Source organism: Thalassobaculum sp., from assembly GCF_040219215.1.
In the GTDB taxonomy this organism is placed as follows: domain Bacteria; phylum Pseudomonadota; class Alphaproteobacteria; order Thalassobaculales; family Thalassobaculaceae; genus Thalassobaculum_A.
Genome location: NZ_JAVJSX010000043.1, coordinates 25,474 through 38,039, shown reverse-complemented (window position 1 = coordinate 38,039; position 12,566 = coordinate 25,474). Strand labels below are relative to the sequence as shown.

The window sequence follows — 12,566 nt, the reverse complement described above, 5'->3', positions numbered from 1 at the left end:
CGTTGAGTACCAGACGGAAGCGCGTCACTACGCGCACGTCGATTGCCCTGGCCACGCCGACTACGTGAAGAACATGATCACGGGTGCGGCGCAGATGGACGGCGCGATCCTGGTTGTTTCGGCGGCTGACGGCCCGATGCCTCAGACCCGCGAGCACATTCTGCTGGCGCGCCAGGTTGGCGTTCCGGCGCTTGTCGTGTTCATGAACAAGGTCGACCAGGTCGACGACGAGGAGCTTCTGGAGCTGGTCGAGCTCGAGGTTCGCGAGTTGCTGTCGTCGTACGACTTCCCTGGCGACGACATTCCGATCGTCAAGGGCTCGGCGCTTGCGGCGATGGAAGACAGCAACGCGACGATCGGCCACGACGCAGTCCTGAAGCTGATGGAGGCGGTCGACTCCTACATTCCGACGCCGCACCGTCCGAAGGACCAGCCGTTCCTGATGCCGATCGAGGACGTGTTCTCGATCTCGGGCCGTGGCACGGTTGTGACGGGTCGGATTGAGCGTGGGATCGTGAAGGTTGGCGAGGAAGTCGAGATCGTCGGCATCCGCGACACCACGAAGACGATCTGCACGGGCGTTGAGATGTTCCGCAAGCTGCTGGATCAGGGCGAGGCCGGTGACAACGTCGGTGTCCTGCTGCGCGGCACGAAGCGCGAGGACGTCGAGCGCGGCCAGGTTCTGTCGAAGCCGGGCGCGATCAAGCCGCACACCAAGTTCAAGGCCGAGGCTTACATCCTGACGAAGGAAGAAGGCGGTCGTCACACGCCGTTCTTCACGAACTACCGTCCGCAGTTCTACTTCCGCACGACGGACGTGACGGGGACGGTTGCGCTTCCGGAAGGCACCGAGATGGTGATGCCGGGCGACAACGTGTCGATGGACGTGGAACTGATCGCGCCGATCGCGATGGACGAAGGCCTGCGCTTCGCGATCCGCGAAGGCGGCCGCACCGTCGGTGCCGGTGTCGTCGCAAAGATCGTCGAGTGAAGATGAAACGGCCCCGCTGGCCAAACGGTCGGCGGGGGCACTTTTTCGCTCCTCAGAGAGCGTGGGATTGAGACGATGGACAGTCAGAATATCCGCATCCGCCTGAAGGCGTTCGATCACCGGGTCCTCGATCAGTCGACCGGGGAGATCGTGAACACGGCCAAGCGTACCGGTGCCCGGGTTCGGGGGCCGATCCCGTTGCCGACACGGATCGAGCGGTTCACGGTGCTGCGGGGTCCGCACATCGACAAGAAGAGCCGCGAGCAGTTCGAGGTTCGCACGCACAAGCGGGTGCTCGACATCGTCGATCCGACGCCGCAGACGGTCGATGCCTTGATGAAGCTCGACTTGGCGTCCGGCGTCGACGTCGAGATTAAGCTCTAAGGGGGATCGGGCATGCGTTCCGGAATGATCGCTCAGAAGGTCGGCATGACCCGCGTCTTTACCGACGAGGGCACGCACGTACCGGTTACGGTGCTGAAGGTCGACGGCTGTCAGGTCGTCTCCGTCCGCACCCAGGACAAGGACGGCTACACCGCGGTTCAGCTGGGTGTGGGCGTGCGGAAGCCGAAGCACACCACCAAGCCGATGCGCGGCCACTTCGCCAAGGCGGGCGTCGAGCCGAAGCGCAAGCTGGTGGAGTTTCGGGTCTCGGAAGACGCGTTGCTGGATGTCGGGGCCGAGCTGTCCGTTGAGCATTTCGTCGCTGGCCAGAAGGTCGACGTCACGGGGACCTCGATCGGTAAGGGCTTCGCCGGCGCGATGAAGCGGCACAACTTCGCCGGCCTGCGGGCCAGCCATGGTGTGTCGCTGTCCCACCGCAGCCACGGCTCGACTGGTAACAACCAGGATCCGGGCCGGGTGTGGAAGGGCAAGAAGATGGCCGGACACATGGGCGACGTTCGCGTCACCACCCAGAACCTGGTGATCGTGTCGACCGACGCCGAGCGCGGCCTGATCCTGGTTCGCGGCGCGGTGCCGGGTTCGGACGGTGGTTGGGTGCTGTTGAGCGATGCCGTGAAGGCGAAGTTGCCGGAAGGCGTGCCGTTCCCGGCCGCTATCAAAGCAGCGGCCACGGAACAGACGGCGGCAGTTGAAGACGCCCCGGCCGACTCGCCGGTGGGCGAGTCGGAGCAGAAGGACTGAGGCCATGAAGCTGGAGGTCACCAACCTCGATGCGGAGAAGACCGGCGAGATCGATCTCGATGATTCGATCTTCGGTCTGGATCCGCGCCGCGACATCCTGGCTCGGGTCGTGAACTGGCAGCTCGCTAAGCGGCGCTCCGGTAATCACAAGACCAAGAGCATCTCGGAGATCAGCGGCACGACCAAGAAGCCGTTCCGTCAGAAGGGCACCGGTCGCGCTCGTCAGGGCTCGATCCGCGCAACCCAGTTCCGCGGCGGCCAGACCGTTCATGGTCCGGTGGTGCGCAGCCACGCCCACGATCTTCCCAAGAAGGTCCGCAAGCTTGGTCTGAAGTGCGCGCTGTCGGCCAAGCTGAAGTCCGGTCAGTTGATTGTGCTGGATGCGGCGTCGACCGACGAAGCGAAGACGAAGCTGCTGGCAGCGAAGTTCGAGAAGCTGGGTTGGCAGTCGGTCCTGGTGATCGACGGTCCCGAGCTGAACGAAGGCTTTGCCCGGGCGGCCCGGAACATCCCGAGGGTAGACGTGCTGCCTCAACAGGGCGCGAACGTCTACGACATCCTGCGGCGCGAGACGCTGGTCTTGACCCGCGGTGCCGTCGAGCATCTGGAGGCGCGGCTGAAATGAGCATCCGACCCTACAAGTCGAAGCCGACGACGGTGAGCTCGGAGCGGGCGTTTGAGCTCATCCGTGCGCCGATCGTCACCGAGAAGTCGACCCGCGGCTCGGAGTTCAGCCAGGTCACCTTCAAGGTGCCGCTGGATGCTTCGAAGCCGGAGATCAAGCTTGCAGTCGAGCGTTTGTTCGAGGTCAAGGTCGAGGCGGTGAACACCCTCCGCGTCAAGGGCAAGACCAAGCGTTTCCGCGGCCGTCCCGGTCGCCGGTCCGACTACAAGAAGGCCGTCGTGACGTTGGCCGAAGGCCAGTCGATCGACCTAGTGGCGGGAGTCTGACGCCATGGCGTTGAAATCCTATAACCCGACGACGCCCTCCCAGCGTCAGCTCGTGATCGTTGATCGCTCGGAGCTGTGGAAGGGCAAGCCGGTCAAGAGCCTGACCGAAGGTCTGACCAAGACTGCGGGCCGCAACAACACCGGCCGCATCACCGCGCGCCGTCGTGGTGGTGGTCACAAGCAGCGTTATCGGATCATCGACTTCAAGCGCCGCAAGTTCGACATGGTCGGCACGGTCGAGCGCCTGGAGTACGACCCGAACCGGACCGCGTTCATCGCGCTGATCTCGTACGAGGACGGCGAGCAGGTCTACATCCTGGCGCCGCAGCGCCTGGCGGTTGGCGACAAGGTGATCGCCGGCGAGAAGACGGACGTGAAGCCGGGCAATGCGATGCCGCTGCGCAGCATTCCGATCGGCACGATCGTTCACAACGTCGAGCTGAAGGCGGGCAAGGGCGGCCAGCTGTCGCGCTCGGCGGGAACCTACGTGCAGATCGTCGGCCGCGATGCCGGGTATGCCCTGCTGCGCCTCGCTTCCGGCGAAGTGCGGATGGTGCGCAGCGAGTGCATGGCGACCATCGGTGCGGTGTCGAACCCGGACCAGCAGAACATCAATCTCGGCAAGGCCGGCCGCAATCGGTGGCTGGGCAAGCGCCCGGCGGTTCGTGGCGTCGCCATGAACCCGGTTGATCACCCGCACGGTGGTGGCGAAGGCCGGACCTCTGGTGGTCGCCATCCGGTGACGCCGTGGGGCAAGCCGACCAAGGGCAAGAAGACGCGTAACAATAAGGCGAGCGATCGTCTCATTGTGCGGCGCCGGAAGAAGTAAGGAGAACGACGGTGGCTCGATCCGTATGGAAGGGACCGTTCGTCGACGGTTACCTTCTCAAGAAGGCCGACACCTCCCGCGCGTCCGGGCGCAACGAGGTTATCAAGATCTGGGCGCGTCGCTCGACGATCATGCCGCAGTTCGTCGGCCTGACCTTCGGCGTGCACAACGGCCAGAAGTTCATCCCGGTGCTGGTGACCGAGAACATGGTCGGCCACAAGTTTGGCGAGTTCTCGCCGACGCGCACCTATTACGGGCACGCGGCCGACAAGAAGGCGCGGCGCTGAGCGCGGTGAGGGAGCAGGCTTATGGGTAAGCAGTCAGCCGCCCGGAAGTTGGACGATAACGAGGCGCAGGCCATCGTCCACAATCTTCGGGTCAGTGCACAGAAGTTGAACGTGGTTGCCGAGACCATTCGTGGGCTCGACGCGGCAAAGGCGATTTCGTCGCTGACGTTTTCCAAGCGCCGGATCGCCGGGGCTGTGAAGAAGGCGCTGGAGTCGGCGATCGCGAATGCCGAGAACAACCACCAGCTCGACGTCGACCGCCTCTATGTGAAGGAAGCGTATGTCGGCAAGAGCATGCGGATGAAGCGTTTCCGCCCACGGGCTCGCGGTCGGGTCGGCAAGATCGAAAAGCCGTTCTCGCACCTCACCGTGGTGGTGCGTGAGCGCGAGGAGCAGGGCTGATGGGTCATAAAGTCAATCCGATCGGGCTGCGGCTCGGCATCAACCGCACGTGGGATTCGCGCTGGTTCGCGTCGAAGGGCTACGCCGCTCTTCTTCATGAGGACCTGGTGCTGCGGAAGTTCCTGCAGAAGCGGTTGCGGCAGGCTGGCGTCAGCCGGATCGTCATCGAGCGTCCGGCGAAGCGGGCCCGGATCACGATCTACACGGCTCGGCCGGGCGTGATCATCGGCAAGAAGGGTGCGGACATCGAGAAGCTTCGTCAGGAGCTCTCCCAGATGACCCGAACCGACGTTGCCTTGAACATCGTCGAGATCCGCAAGCCGGAGATCGATGCGAAGCTGGTGGCTGAGAACATCGCGCAGCAGCTGGAGCGTCGGGTTGCGTTCCGGCGCGCGATGAAGCGCGCGGTCCAGTCGGCCATGCGCCTCGGCGCCCAGGGCATCCGCATTACCTGCGGCGGTCGTTTGGGCGGCGCCGAGATCGCGCGGACCGAATGGTATCGCGAAGGGCGGGTGCCGTTGCACACGCTGCGCGCGGACATCGACTACGGCGACGCGACGGCATTCACCACCTACGGCACCTGCGGCGTGAAAGTCTGGGTGTTCAAGGGTGAAATCATGGCGCACGACCCGATGGCGCAGGACAAGCGACTGGCCGAGCAACAGCCCGGCGGTCAGCGCTGAGCGACCGGAGCGAGAGGAGACTAAGACATGCTGTCCCCGAAGCGCACCAAGTTTCGTAAGGCGCACAAGGGCCGTATCCATGGCTTGGCCAAGGGCGGGACGGCGCTGAACTTCGGCGCCTATGGATTGAAGGCGACCACGCCGGCGCGGGTGACCGCGCGACAGATCGAGGCGGCTCGGCGGGCGATCACCCGTCACATTCGCCGCGTCGGTCGGGTGTGGATCCGGATCTTCCCGGACGTGCCGGTGTCGTCGAAGCCCGCCGAAGTCCGGATGGGTAAGGGTAAGGGCGCTCCCGAGTTCTGGGTGTGCCGGGTGAAGCCGGGTCGGATCATGTTCGAACTGGACGGTGTCCCGCGCGACCTGTCGGAGGAGGCGTTCCGCCTGGCCCCCATGAAGCCGCCGGTCGACACCCGGTTCGTGGTTCGTCTCGGCGAGTGAGCGGTCTGGAGGATCGAGTGATGGCGAACAAAGTAGCCCAGGACCTGCGCACCAAGACGCCGGACCTGCTTAAGGAGCAGCTGCTGCAGCTGCGCCGCGAGCATTTCAACCTTCGCTTCCAGAAGGCGAACGGTCAGCTGGAGAACACCGACCGCATGCGGCAGGTGCGGCGCGAGATCGCCAAGGTGAAGACCATCATGGGCGAGAAGAAGCGCGCCGAAGCCGCGGCCTGACGCGGACGGACGAGGGGTTAGGAGAAAGCGATGCCGAGGCGAGTTCTACAGGGCACCGTCGTCAGCGATAAGGCTGATAAGACCGTGGTCGTAACCGTCCAGCGGCGGGTCATGCACCCGCTGTACAAGAAGTTCATTACCCGCACGAAGAAGCTCGCGGCCCACGACCCCGAGAACCGCTTCAAGCAGGGTGACATGGTCCGGGTGCGCGAGTGCCGGCCGGTTTCGAAGTCCAAGCGCTTCGAGGTCCTCTATGAGGACTCGGCGGCCGACAACGCGTGAGCCGGATTTAGGAGACTAAGACTATGATCCAGATGCAGACGAACCTCGAGGTTGCCGACAATTCCGGCGCGCGGAGGGTGCAGTGCATCAAGGTGCTCGGCGGATCCAAGCGCAAGGTGGCCTCGATCGGCGACGTGATCGTCGTTTCGGTCAAGGAAGCCATCCCGCGGGGCCGCGTGAAGAAGGGTGACGTGCATCGCGCCGTCATCGTCCGCACCGCCAAGGAACTGCGCCGCCAGGATGGTTCTGCGATCCGTTTCGATCGGAATGCCGCCGTGCTGATCAACAAGCAGGGCGAGCCGATCGGTACCCGTATCTTCGGCCCCGTGACGCGTGAGCTGCGGGCCAAGAAGTTCATGAAGATCATCTCGCTGGCTCCGGAGGTGTTGTGATGGCCGCGCGCGTCAAGAAGGGCGATCGTGTGGTTGTGACCACCGGCCGCGACAAGGGTAAGACCGGTGAGGTCTTGAGCGTTCTGCCGAAGGAGGACCGGGTGGTCGTCCAGGGCGTGAACATGATCAAGCGTCACACGCGGGCTTCGCAGACTCAGGCCGGTGGGATCATCGAGCGCGAAGCTGCGATGCACCTGTCGAATGTGATGCTCGCGGATCCCAAGACGGGCGAGCCGACTCGGGTCGGTTTCAAGGTTCTCGATGACGGTCGCAAGGTGCGCGTTGCTAAGCGCTCCGGCGAAGTCATCGACGCCTGATCCGAGAGACGGAGAACGGACAATGGTTCGACTGCAGGCAGTATACAACGAGGCCATCCGGCCGGAACTGATGGCTCAGTTCGGCTACAAGAACCTCCTTGAGGTTCCGCGCCTTGAGAAGATCGTCATCAATATGGGTGTCGGCGAGGCGGCTTCGGATTCGAAGAAGATCAACATCGCGGTGGACGAGATCACCCGGATTGCCGGCCAGAAGCCGGTCGTCACCCGGGCGAAGAAGTCGATCGCCGGTTTCAAGCTGCGCGAGGGCATGCCGATCGGTGTGAAGGTCACACTGCGGCGTGACCGGATGTTCGAGTTCCTGGATCGGCTGGTGAACATCGCCCTGCCGCGGGTTCGCGACTTCCGCGGCTTGAATCCCAAGAGCTTCGACGGCCGCGGGAACTTCTCGATGGGCGTTAAGGAACAGATCGTGTTCCCGGAAATCGACTACGACAAGGTCGACAGCGTTCGGGGCATGGACATCATCGTGGTCACCACGGCGAAGACGGACGACGAGGCGCGCGAACTGCTCAAGCGCTTCCAGTTCCCGTTCGTCAACTGACGGGGCCGGAGGACGGAATGGCGAAGAAGAGCTCAATCGAGAAGAACAACCGCCGGGCCAAGCTGGTCGCGCAACATGCGGCGAAGCGGGCGCGTCTGAAGGCGATCGCGACGGACAAGTCGGTCCCGATCGAGGAACGCTTCCTGGCGACGGTGACGCTGGCTCAGATGCCGCGTAACGGTGCCAAGATCCGCGTCCGCAACCGCTGTGAGTTGACCGGACGTCCGCGCGGTGTCTACCGCAAGTTCAAGATTTCGCGCATTGCGTTGCGCGACCTCGGCTCCACCGGGTTGATCCCGGGTGTGGTCAAGTCGAGCTGGTAAGGAAGGAGGACGGTCCATGGCGATGAGCGATCCTCTCGGGGACATGCTGACTCGGATCCGCAACGGGCAGAGCGCTCGCAAGCAGGTCGTAAGCAGCCCAGCCTCGAAGTTGCGTTCCAATGTGCTTGAGGTTCTGCGGCGCGAAGGGTTCATCCGTGGTTTCTCGACCGGCGAAACCCGCCCGGGCGTGAACGAGGTGTCCATCGAGCTGAAGTACCAGGAAGGCGAGCCGGTTATCCGCGAGATCAAGCGGGTATCGCGGCCGGGACGCCGGGTGTATTCGAAGATCAAAGATCTGCCGCGGGTCTATAACGGCCTCGGAATCGCGATTCTTTCGACGCCGCGCGGTGTGATGTCGGACAACGAGGCGCGCGCTGCCAATGTCGGTGGCGAAGTCCTCTGCCAGGTATTCTGATCGGAGACGATGATGTCGCGGGTAGGTAAACATCCCGTCGCGATCCCGGCCAACGTGACGGTCGAGGTTGCGAACGACACTGTGACGGCGAAAGGCAAGCTGGGCACGTTGTCAGCGCGGATCACGTCCGACGTGGAGGTGACGGTCGCGGACAATGTCGTGTCCGTCCGTCCCGCTCGGGAGACTCAGAAGGCGCGCGCGATGTGGGGCACCACGCGGGCGCTGGTCAGCAATCTGGTGACCGGCGTTTCCACGGGCTTCACCGTGAACCTTGAGATCAACGGCGTCGGCTATCGTGCCGCCGTCGAGGGTTCGGACCTGGTGCTGTCGCTTGGCTTCAGCCATCCGGTCCGCTATCCAATCCCCGAGGGCATCTCGATGAAGTGCGAGCGTCCGACGGCCATCGAGATCAGCGGTTCCGACAAGCAGCGCGTCGGTCAGATTGCTGCGGAGATCCGTGCCTTCCGTCCGCCGGAGCCGTTCAAGGGCAAGGGCGTAAAGTACGCCACCGAGACCGTCCTGCGTAAGGAAGGTAAGAAGAAGTAAGGAGTAGGGGACATGCTCTCCTCGAAAGATCTTTTTAAGCGTCGTCAGATGCGCGCTCGCGCGCAGATCCGCCAGAAGGCAAACGGGCGGCCTCGGTTGTCGGTGTTCCGGTCGTCCAAGCATATCTATGCGCAGGTGATCGATGATGCCGGCGGCCGCACGCTGGTGGCGGCGAGTTCGCTCGACAAGGACCTGAAGGCGCGGATCAAAACCGGCGCGGATAAGGCCGCGGCCGTTGAGGTCGGCAAGCTGGTCGCCGAGCGAGCCAAGGCAGCTGGACTCGAAGAGGTCGTCTTCGATCGCGGCGGCTACATTTTTCACGGACGTGTGAAGGCCCTGGCCGACGCTGCCCGTGAAGCTGGACTGAAGTTCTAAAGGGGCCGAGTGATGGCACGTACGGACAGGCAGGACCGCAACAAGCAGGACCGCAACCGCGAAGATTCCGATCTGATCGAGAAGCTGGTCGGGATCAATCGTGTCGCCAAGGTGGTGAAAGGCGGTCGGCGGTTCGGCTTTGCCGCAATCGTCATCGTTGGCGACCAGCGCGGCCGGGTTGGGCATGGCTCGGGGAAGGCACGCGAAGTGCCGGAAGCGATCCGCAAGGCGACTGAACAGGCCAAGCGCACGATGATTCGTGTGCCGTTGCGCGAGGGCCGGACGCTGCACCACGACATCAACGGCCGCTTCGGCGCCGGCAAGGTGACGTTGCGCGCGGCGACGGCTGGTACCGGCATCATCGCCGGCGGTCCGATGCGGGCGATCTTCGAGGCGTTGGGCGTGCACGACGTGGTGGCGAAGTCCCTCGGGACCTCCAACCCGCACAACATGATCAAGGCCACATTCGACGCGCTGACCAACGTGCAGTCGCCGCGTGCGATCGCTGGCAAGCGCGGCAAGAAGGTCGCGGAGATTTTCGGGCGGTCGGCGCAAGGTGACGCAGCCGATGCGGCCGCGACCGAGTAAGGTCGTCGAGCGGACGGAGACTGACTATGGCTGACAGCAGCAAGGGCACCGTTACGGTGCAGCAGATCCGCAGCGGCCTGGGCCGCAAGAAAGACCAGCAGGGTACGCTGGTCGGTCTCGGATTGGGCAAGTTGAACCGCACGAAGACGCTGGAGGATACGCCGGCGGTGCGGGGCATGATCGACAAGGTGAAGCACCTCGTCCAGGTAGTGGACAAGGGCTGAACACTGTAGATGACGCGCGCCGGATATCCGGCGCGGCAGGCTGAGGACTGATGCGATGCGACTGAATGAATTGGCCGACAATCCGGGCGCGACGCGGCCCCGCAAGCGGATCGGGCGTGGCACCGGTTCGGGCACCGGCAAGACCAGTGGCAAGGGTCACAAGGGTCAGAAGGCGCGCAGCGGTGTGGCGGTGAACGGTTTTGAAGGCGGTCAGATGCCGCTGTACCGTCGCCTGCCGAAGCGCGGCTTCACCAACATTTTCCGCAAGCAGTACGGGGTCCTGAACCTCGGGCGCCTGCAGGCGGCGATCGAATCCGGCAAGATCGACGCCGGCAAGACGATCGACGCGGCGGTGCTGGTGGCGGCCGGGATCGTACGGGATGCCAAGGACGGCGTTCGACTGCTTGGCAAGGGCGACCTGACGTCCAAGATAGAGATCCATGTGGCCGGCGCCTCGAAGGCGGCGGTCGAGGCGGTCGAGAAGGCGGGCGGCAGTGTTGTGTTGCCGGCTGGAGCGGCGGTCGAGTCCTGATCGGGCGCCCGGGTTGATCCCGGGCGAACGCGCCACCGGAACTAGGATCAAGCAATGGCCTCCAGCGCCGACCAGCTCGCCTCCCAAATGAATTTCGGAGCCTTCGGTAAGGCAACCGAGCTGAAGAAGCGTATCTGGTTCACCTTGCTGGCCCTGGTGGTTTACCGCCTGGGGACATACATCCCTTTGCCGGGCATCGACCCGGTCGCGCTGAAGGAAATCTTCCGCCAGAACGCCGGCGGGATCATCGGCATGTTCGACATGTTCTCCGGCGGTGCGCTGGGCCGGATGTCGATCCTTGCGCTGAACATCATGCCTTACATCTCGGCCGCCATCATCATGCAGCTGATGACGGCGGTCAGCCCGAACCTCGAGGCCCTCAAGAAGGAGGGCGAGGTCGGGCGCAAGAAGATCAACCAGTACACCCGCTACCTGACGGTGCTGCTGGCCGCGGTGCAGGCCTACGGGATCGCGACGGGCATGGAGAGCCTGCCTGGCGCGAATGGCACCGCGGTGATGGACCCGGGGATGTTCTTCCGGGCCACCACGGTCATTACCCTGGTCGGCGGCACGATCTTCCTGATGTGGCTCGGCGAGCAGATCACCGCGCGCGGAGTCGGCAACGGCATCTCCCTGATCATCTTCTCAGGCATTGTCGCGAACCTGCCGCAGGCCTTGGCCGGAACGCTTGAGCTTGGACGCACCGGCGCGCTGTCGACGCTGTTCATCCTGTTGCTGCTGGTGATGGCGGTGGCGGTGATCGCGTTCATCTGTTTCGTGGAGCGGTCCCAGCGCCGGATCCTGGTCCAGTACCCGAAGCGCCAGGTCGGCAATCGGATGTTCGGCGGCGAGAGTTCCCACCTGCCGCTGAAGCTCAATGTCTCGGGCGTCATCCCGCCGATCTTCGCCAGCTCGCTGCTGCTGATGCCGATTACCGTGGCGCAGATGTCGGCCGGCTCGGGGCCGGAGTGGCTGGGCACGGTGACGTCGCTGCTTGGTCACGGCCAGCCGCTGTACGTGGCGCTGTATGTCGGGTTGATCGTGTTCTTCGCGTTCTTCTACACCGCGATCGTGTTCAATCCGCAGGAGACGGCGGAGAACCTGCGCAAGTATGGTGGTTTCGTGCCGGGCATCCGGCCGGGCAAGAACACCGCGGACTACCTCGACTTCGTGCTCACCCGTTTGACGGTGGTTGGTGCCGGGTATCTGGCAGCGGTGTGCATTTTGACGGAGATCCTGATCAGCCAGTACTCCGTACCGTTCTATTTCGGCGGTACCAGCCTGCTGATCGTCGTCACCGTTACAATGGACACGGTCACCCAGGTCCAGTCGCACCTCCTCGCGCATCAGTACGAAGGGCTGATCAAGAAATCAAAGATTCGGGGGAGGCGTGGATGAACTTGATTCTTCTCGGGCCGCCGGGGGCGGGTAAGGGAACGCAAGCCAAACGTCTGGAAGAGACCTATGGCATCAAGCAGCTCTCGACCGGCGACATGCTGCGCGAAGCGGTTGCGTCCGGCTCCGATCTCGGGCGAGAAGCCAAGCGGATCATGGATGCGGGCGAGCTGGTTCCCGACTCGGTCATGGTCCGGATGATCTCGGAGCGGGTCGACCAGCCGGATTGCCGCAGCGGGTTCATCCTGGATGGCTTCCCGCGGACGGTCGCACAGGCTGAGGCGCTGGACCTGATGCTTGAGGAGAAGGGCCTGGCCATCGATCACGTGATCGAGTTCCAGGTCGACGAAGACGCGATGGTCGCGCGCATTCTGAAGCGCGCAGCCGAAGAGGGGCGCAGCGACGACAACGAAGAGACGTTGCGCAAGCGCCTGGATGTTTACCGTCGTCAGACGGCCCCGATCGTCCCGCACTACCGGGCGAAAGGCGCGCTGAAGACGATTGATGGAATGGCGTCGATGGACGTGGTGACGGGCCTGGTTAAGGGCATCGTCGGCGCGGCCTGATGACGCATGGAATATGAAGCGGTTCTGTTGACTTGGGACCGACGTTGCCTATAATCCGCGCCCTTGGATCAGTGGGTGTGGTGCGC

24 protein-coding genes are annotated in these 12,566 nt (G+C 63.8%); all 24 read left to right on the top strand.

Annotated elements, in window-relative coordinates:
• The coding region (tuf, locus tag RIC54_RS25230) for an elongation factor Tu (RefSeq protein WP_350151561.1) at positions 1–991 on the top strand (991 nt) is incomplete at its 5' end.
• Between the two features lie 75 nt (positions 992–1,066).
• Positions 1,067–1,375 carry a 30S ribosomal protein S10 gene (rpsJ, locus tag RIC54_RS25225; protein ID WP_007678347.1) on the top strand — a complete coding sequence of 103 codons (309 nt, stop codon included), beginning with the start codon at positions 1,067–1,069 and terminating at the stop codon, positions 1,373–1,375.
• Between the two features lie 12 nt (positions 1,376–1,387).
• A complete protein-coding gene (gene rplC / locus RIC54_RS25220) occupies positions 1,388–2,137 on the top strand; it encodes a 50S ribosomal protein L3 (protein WP_350084739.1) in 750 nt (249 codons plus the stop codon).
• A gap of 4 nt (positions 2,138–2,141) precedes the next feature.
• Positions 2,142–2,762 carry a 50S ribosomal protein L4 gene (gene rplD, locus RIC54_RS25215; protein ID WP_007678342.1) on the top strand — a complete coding sequence of 207 codons (621 nt, stop codon included), beginning with the start codon at positions 2,142–2,144 and terminating at the stop codon, positions 2,760–2,762.
• The gene (locus RIC54_RS25210; RefSeq protein WP_350084738.1) at positions 2,759–3,088 is read left to right on the top strand and encodes a 50S ribosomal protein L23; all 330 of its coding nucleotides are present in this window, start codon (positions 2,759–2,761) and stop codon (positions 3,086–3,088) included. The genes rplD and RIC54_RS25210 overlap by 4 nt, the downstream gene beginning before the upstream one ends.
• Before the next feature lie 4 nt (positions 3,089–3,092).
• On the top strand, positions 3,093–3,917 hold the full coding sequence (gene rplB, locus RIC54_RS25205) for a 50S ribosomal protein L2 (protein ID WP_350084737.1): 825 nt from the start codon (positions 3,093–3,095) through the stop codon (positions 3,915–3,917).
• Positions 3,918–3,928: 11 nt separating this feature from the next.
• Positions 3,929–4,204 carry a 30S ribosomal protein S19 gene (gene rpsS, locus RIC54_RS25200; RefSeq protein WP_007678335.1) on the top strand — a complete coding sequence of 92 codons (276 nt, stop codon included), beginning with the start codon at positions 3,929–3,931 and terminating at the stop codon, positions 4,202–4,204.
• 21 nt (positions 4,205–4,225) lie between these two features.
• The gene (rplV, locus tag RIC54_RS25195; protein WP_350084736.1) at positions 4,226–4,606 is read left to right on the top strand and encodes a 50S ribosomal protein L22; all 381 of its coding nucleotides are present in this window, start codon (positions 4,226–4,228) and stop codon (positions 4,604–4,606) included.
• Positions 4,606–5,289, top strand: a complete 684-nt coding sequence (gene rpsC, locus RIC54_RS25190; protein WP_007678333.1) for a 30S ribosomal protein S3 — start codon at positions 4,606–4,608, stop codon at positions 5,287–5,289. The genes rplV and rpsC overlap by 1 nt, the downstream gene beginning before the upstream one ends.
• 27 nt (positions 5,290–5,316) lie before the next feature.
• Positions 5,317–5,730, top strand: a complete 414-nt coding sequence (gene rplP / locus RIC54_RS25185; RefSeq protein ID WP_350151559.1) for a 50S ribosomal protein L16 — start codon at positions 5,317–5,319, stop codon at positions 5,728–5,730.
• Positions 5,731–5,750: 20 nt separating this feature from the next.
• Positions 5,751–5,963, top strand: coding sequence for a 50S ribosomal protein L29 (rpmC, locus tag RIC54_RS25180; RefSeq protein WP_007678331.1), 213 nt, complete (start codon positions 5,751–5,753; stop codon positions 5,961–5,963).
• A gap of 30 nt (positions 5,964–5,993) precedes the next feature.
• Positions 5,994–6,245, top strand: coding sequence for a 30S ribosomal protein S17 (gene rpsQ / locus RIC54_RS25175; RefSeq protein WP_007678318.1), 252 nt, complete (start codon positions 5,994–5,996; stop codon positions 6,243–6,245).
• 23 nt (positions 6,246–6,268) lie between these two features.
• Positions 6,269–6,637, top strand: a complete 369-nt coding sequence (gene rplN, locus RIC54_RS25170) for a 50S ribosomal protein L14 (protein ID WP_007678316.1) — start codon at positions 6,269–6,271, stop codon at positions 6,635–6,637.
• Positions 6,634–6,954 (top strand): 50S ribosomal protein L24, encoded by a 321-nt coding sequence (gene rplX / locus RIC54_RS25165; RefSeq protein WP_350084735.1) that lies wholly within the window; start codon positions 6,634–6,636, stop codon positions 6,952–6,954. Before rplN ends, rplX begins: the two co-directional genes overlap by 4 nt.
• Positions 6,955–6,976: 22 nt before the next feature.
• On the top strand, positions 6,977–7,516 hold the full coding sequence (gene rplE / locus RIC54_RS25160; protein WP_350084734.1) for a 50S ribosomal protein L5: 540 nt from the start codon (positions 6,977–6,979) through the stop codon (positions 7,514–7,516).
• A gap of 17 nt (positions 7,517–7,533) precedes the next feature.
• Positions 7,534–7,839: a 30S ribosomal protein S14 gene (gene rpsN, locus RIC54_RS25155; protein ID WP_350084733.1), complete on the top strand. Its 306-nt coding sequence runs from the start codon at positions 7,534–7,536 to the stop codon at positions 7,837–7,839.
• A 16-nt stretch (positions 7,840–7,855) separates the two neighbouring features.
• The gene (rpsH, locus tag RIC54_RS25150; RefSeq protein WP_350084732.1) at positions 7,856–8,254 is read left to right on the top strand and encodes a 30S ribosomal protein S8; all 399 of its coding nucleotides are present in this window, start codon (positions 7,856–7,858) and stop codon (positions 8,252–8,254) included.
• A gap of 12 nt (positions 8,255–8,266) precedes the next feature.
• Positions 8,267–8,800, top strand: coding sequence for a 50S ribosomal protein L6 (rplF, locus tag RIC54_RS25145; RefSeq protein WP_350084731.1), 534 nt, complete (start codon positions 8,267–8,269; stop codon positions 8,798–8,800).
• A gap of 12 nt (positions 8,801–8,812) precedes the next feature.
• Positions 8,813–9,175, top strand: coding sequence for a 50S ribosomal protein L18 (rplR, locus tag RIC54_RS25140; protein ID WP_350084730.1), 363 nt, complete (start codon positions 8,813–8,815; stop codon positions 9,173–9,175).
• Between the two features lie 12 nt (positions 9,176–9,187).
• On the top strand, positions 9,188–9,763 hold the full coding sequence (gene rpsE / locus RIC54_RS25135; RefSeq protein WP_350084729.1) for a 30S ribosomal protein S5: 576 nt from the start codon (positions 9,188–9,190) through the stop codon (positions 9,761–9,763).
• Positions 9,764–9,789: 26 nt separating this feature from the next.
• Positions 9,790–9,987, top strand: a complete 198-nt coding sequence (rpmD, locus tag RIC54_RS25130; protein ID WP_350084728.1) for a 50S ribosomal protein L30 — start codon at positions 9,790–9,792, stop codon at positions 9,985–9,987.
• 55 nt (positions 9,988–10,042) lie between these two features.
• Entirely contained in the window at positions 10,043–10,519 is a 477-nt protein-coding gene (rplO, locus tag RIC54_RS25125) for a 50S ribosomal protein L15 (protein ID WP_350084727.1), read from the top strand.
• A gap of 54 nt (positions 10,520–10,573) precedes the next feature.
• Complete coding sequence (secY, locus tag RIC54_RS25120; RefSeq protein WP_350151557.1) at positions 10,574–11,917, top strand: preprotein translocase subunit SecY; 1,344 nt, start codon at positions 10,574–10,576, stop codon at positions 11,915–11,917.
• Complete coding sequence (locus tag RIC54_RS25115) at positions 11,914–12,480, top strand: adenylate kinase (RefSeq protein ID WP_350084725.1); 567 nt, start codon at positions 11,914–11,916, stop codon at positions 12,478–12,480. The genes secY and RIC54_RS25115 overlap by 4 nt, the downstream gene beginning before the upstream one ends.
• Positions 12,481–12,566 lie beyond the last annotated feature (86 nt).

Excerpts from the sequence above, each read along its gene's own strand:
- rpsJ (WP_007678347.1), top strand. The coding sequence starts at position 1,067 with ATGGACAGTCAGAATATCCGCATCCGCCTGAAGGCGTTCGATCACCGG.
- rplC (WP_350084739.1), top strand. The coding sequence starts at position 1,388 with ATGCGTTCCGGAATGATCGCTCAGAAGGTCGGCATGACCCGCGTCTTT.
- rplD (WP_007678342.1), top strand. The coding sequence starts at position 2,142 with ATGAAGCTGGAGGTCACCAACCTCGATGCGGAGAAGACCGGCGAGATC.
- RIC54_RS25210 (WP_350084738.1), top strand. The coding sequence starts at position 2,759 with ATGAGCATCCGACCCTACAAGTCGAAGCCGACGACGGTGAGCTCGGAG.
- rplB (WP_350084737.1), top strand. The coding sequence starts at position 3,093 with ATGGCGTTGAAATCCTATAACCCGACGACGCCCTCCCAGCGTCAGCTC.
- rplV (WP_350084736.1), top strand. The coding sequence starts at position 4,226 with ATGGGTAAGCAGTCAGCCGCCCGGAAGTTGGACGATAACGAGGCGCAG.
- rpsC (WP_007678333.1), top strand. The coding sequence starts at position 4,606 with ATGGGTCATAAAGTCAATCCGATCGGGCTGCGGCTCGGCATCAACCGC.
- rplP (WP_350151559.1), top strand. The coding sequence starts at position 5,317 with ATGCTGTCCCCGAAGCGCACCAAGTTTCGTAAGGCGCACAAGGGCCGT.
- rpmC (WP_007678331.1), top strand. The coding sequence starts at position 5,751 with ATGGCGAACAAAGTAGCCCAGGACCTGCGCACCAAGACGCCGGACCTG.
- rpsQ (WP_007678318.1), top strand. The coding sequence starts at position 5,994 with ATGCCGAGGCGAGTTCTACAGGGCACCGTCGTCAGCGATAAGGCTGAT.
- rplN (WP_007678316.1), top strand. The coding sequence starts at position 6,269 with ATGATCCAGATGCAGACGAACCTCGAGGTTGCCGACAATTCCGGCGCG.
- rplE (WP_350084734.1), top strand. The coding sequence starts at position 6,977 with ATGGTTCGACTGCAGGCAGTATACAACGAGGCCATCCGGCCGGAACTG.
- rpsN (WP_350084733.1), top strand. The coding sequence starts at position 7,534 with ATGGCGAAGAAGAGCTCAATCGAGAAGAACAACCGCCGGGCCAAGCTG.
- rpsH (WP_350084732.1), top strand. The coding sequence starts at position 7,856 with ATGGCGATGAGCGATCCTCTCGGGGACATGCTGACTCGGATCCGCAAC.
- rplF (WP_350084731.1), top strand. The coding sequence starts at position 8,267 with ATGTCGCGGGTAGGTAAACATCCCGTCGCGATCCCGGCCAACGTGACG.
- rplR (WP_350084730.1), top strand. The coding sequence starts at position 8,813 with ATGCTCTCCTCGAAAGATCTTTTTAAGCGTCGTCAGATGCGCGCTCGC.
- rpsE (WP_350084729.1), top strand. The coding sequence starts at position 9,188 with ATGGCACGTACGGACAGGCAGGACCGCAACAAGCAGGACCGCAACCGC.
- rpmD (WP_350084728.1), top strand. The coding sequence starts at position 9,790 with ATGGCTGACAGCAGCAAGGGCACCGTTACGGTGCAGCAGATCCGCAGC.
- rplO (WP_350084727.1), top strand. The coding sequence starts at position 10,043 with ATGCGACTGAATGAATTGGCCGACAATCCGGGCGCGACGCGGCCCCGC.
- secY (WP_350151557.1), top strand. The coding sequence starts at position 10,574 with ATGGCCTCCAGCGCCGACCAGCTCGCCTCCCAAATGAATTTCGGAGCC.
- RIC54_RS25115 (WP_350084725.1), top strand. The coding sequence starts at position 11,914 with ATGAACTTGATTCTTCTCGGGCCGCCGGGGGCGGGTAAGGGAACGCAA.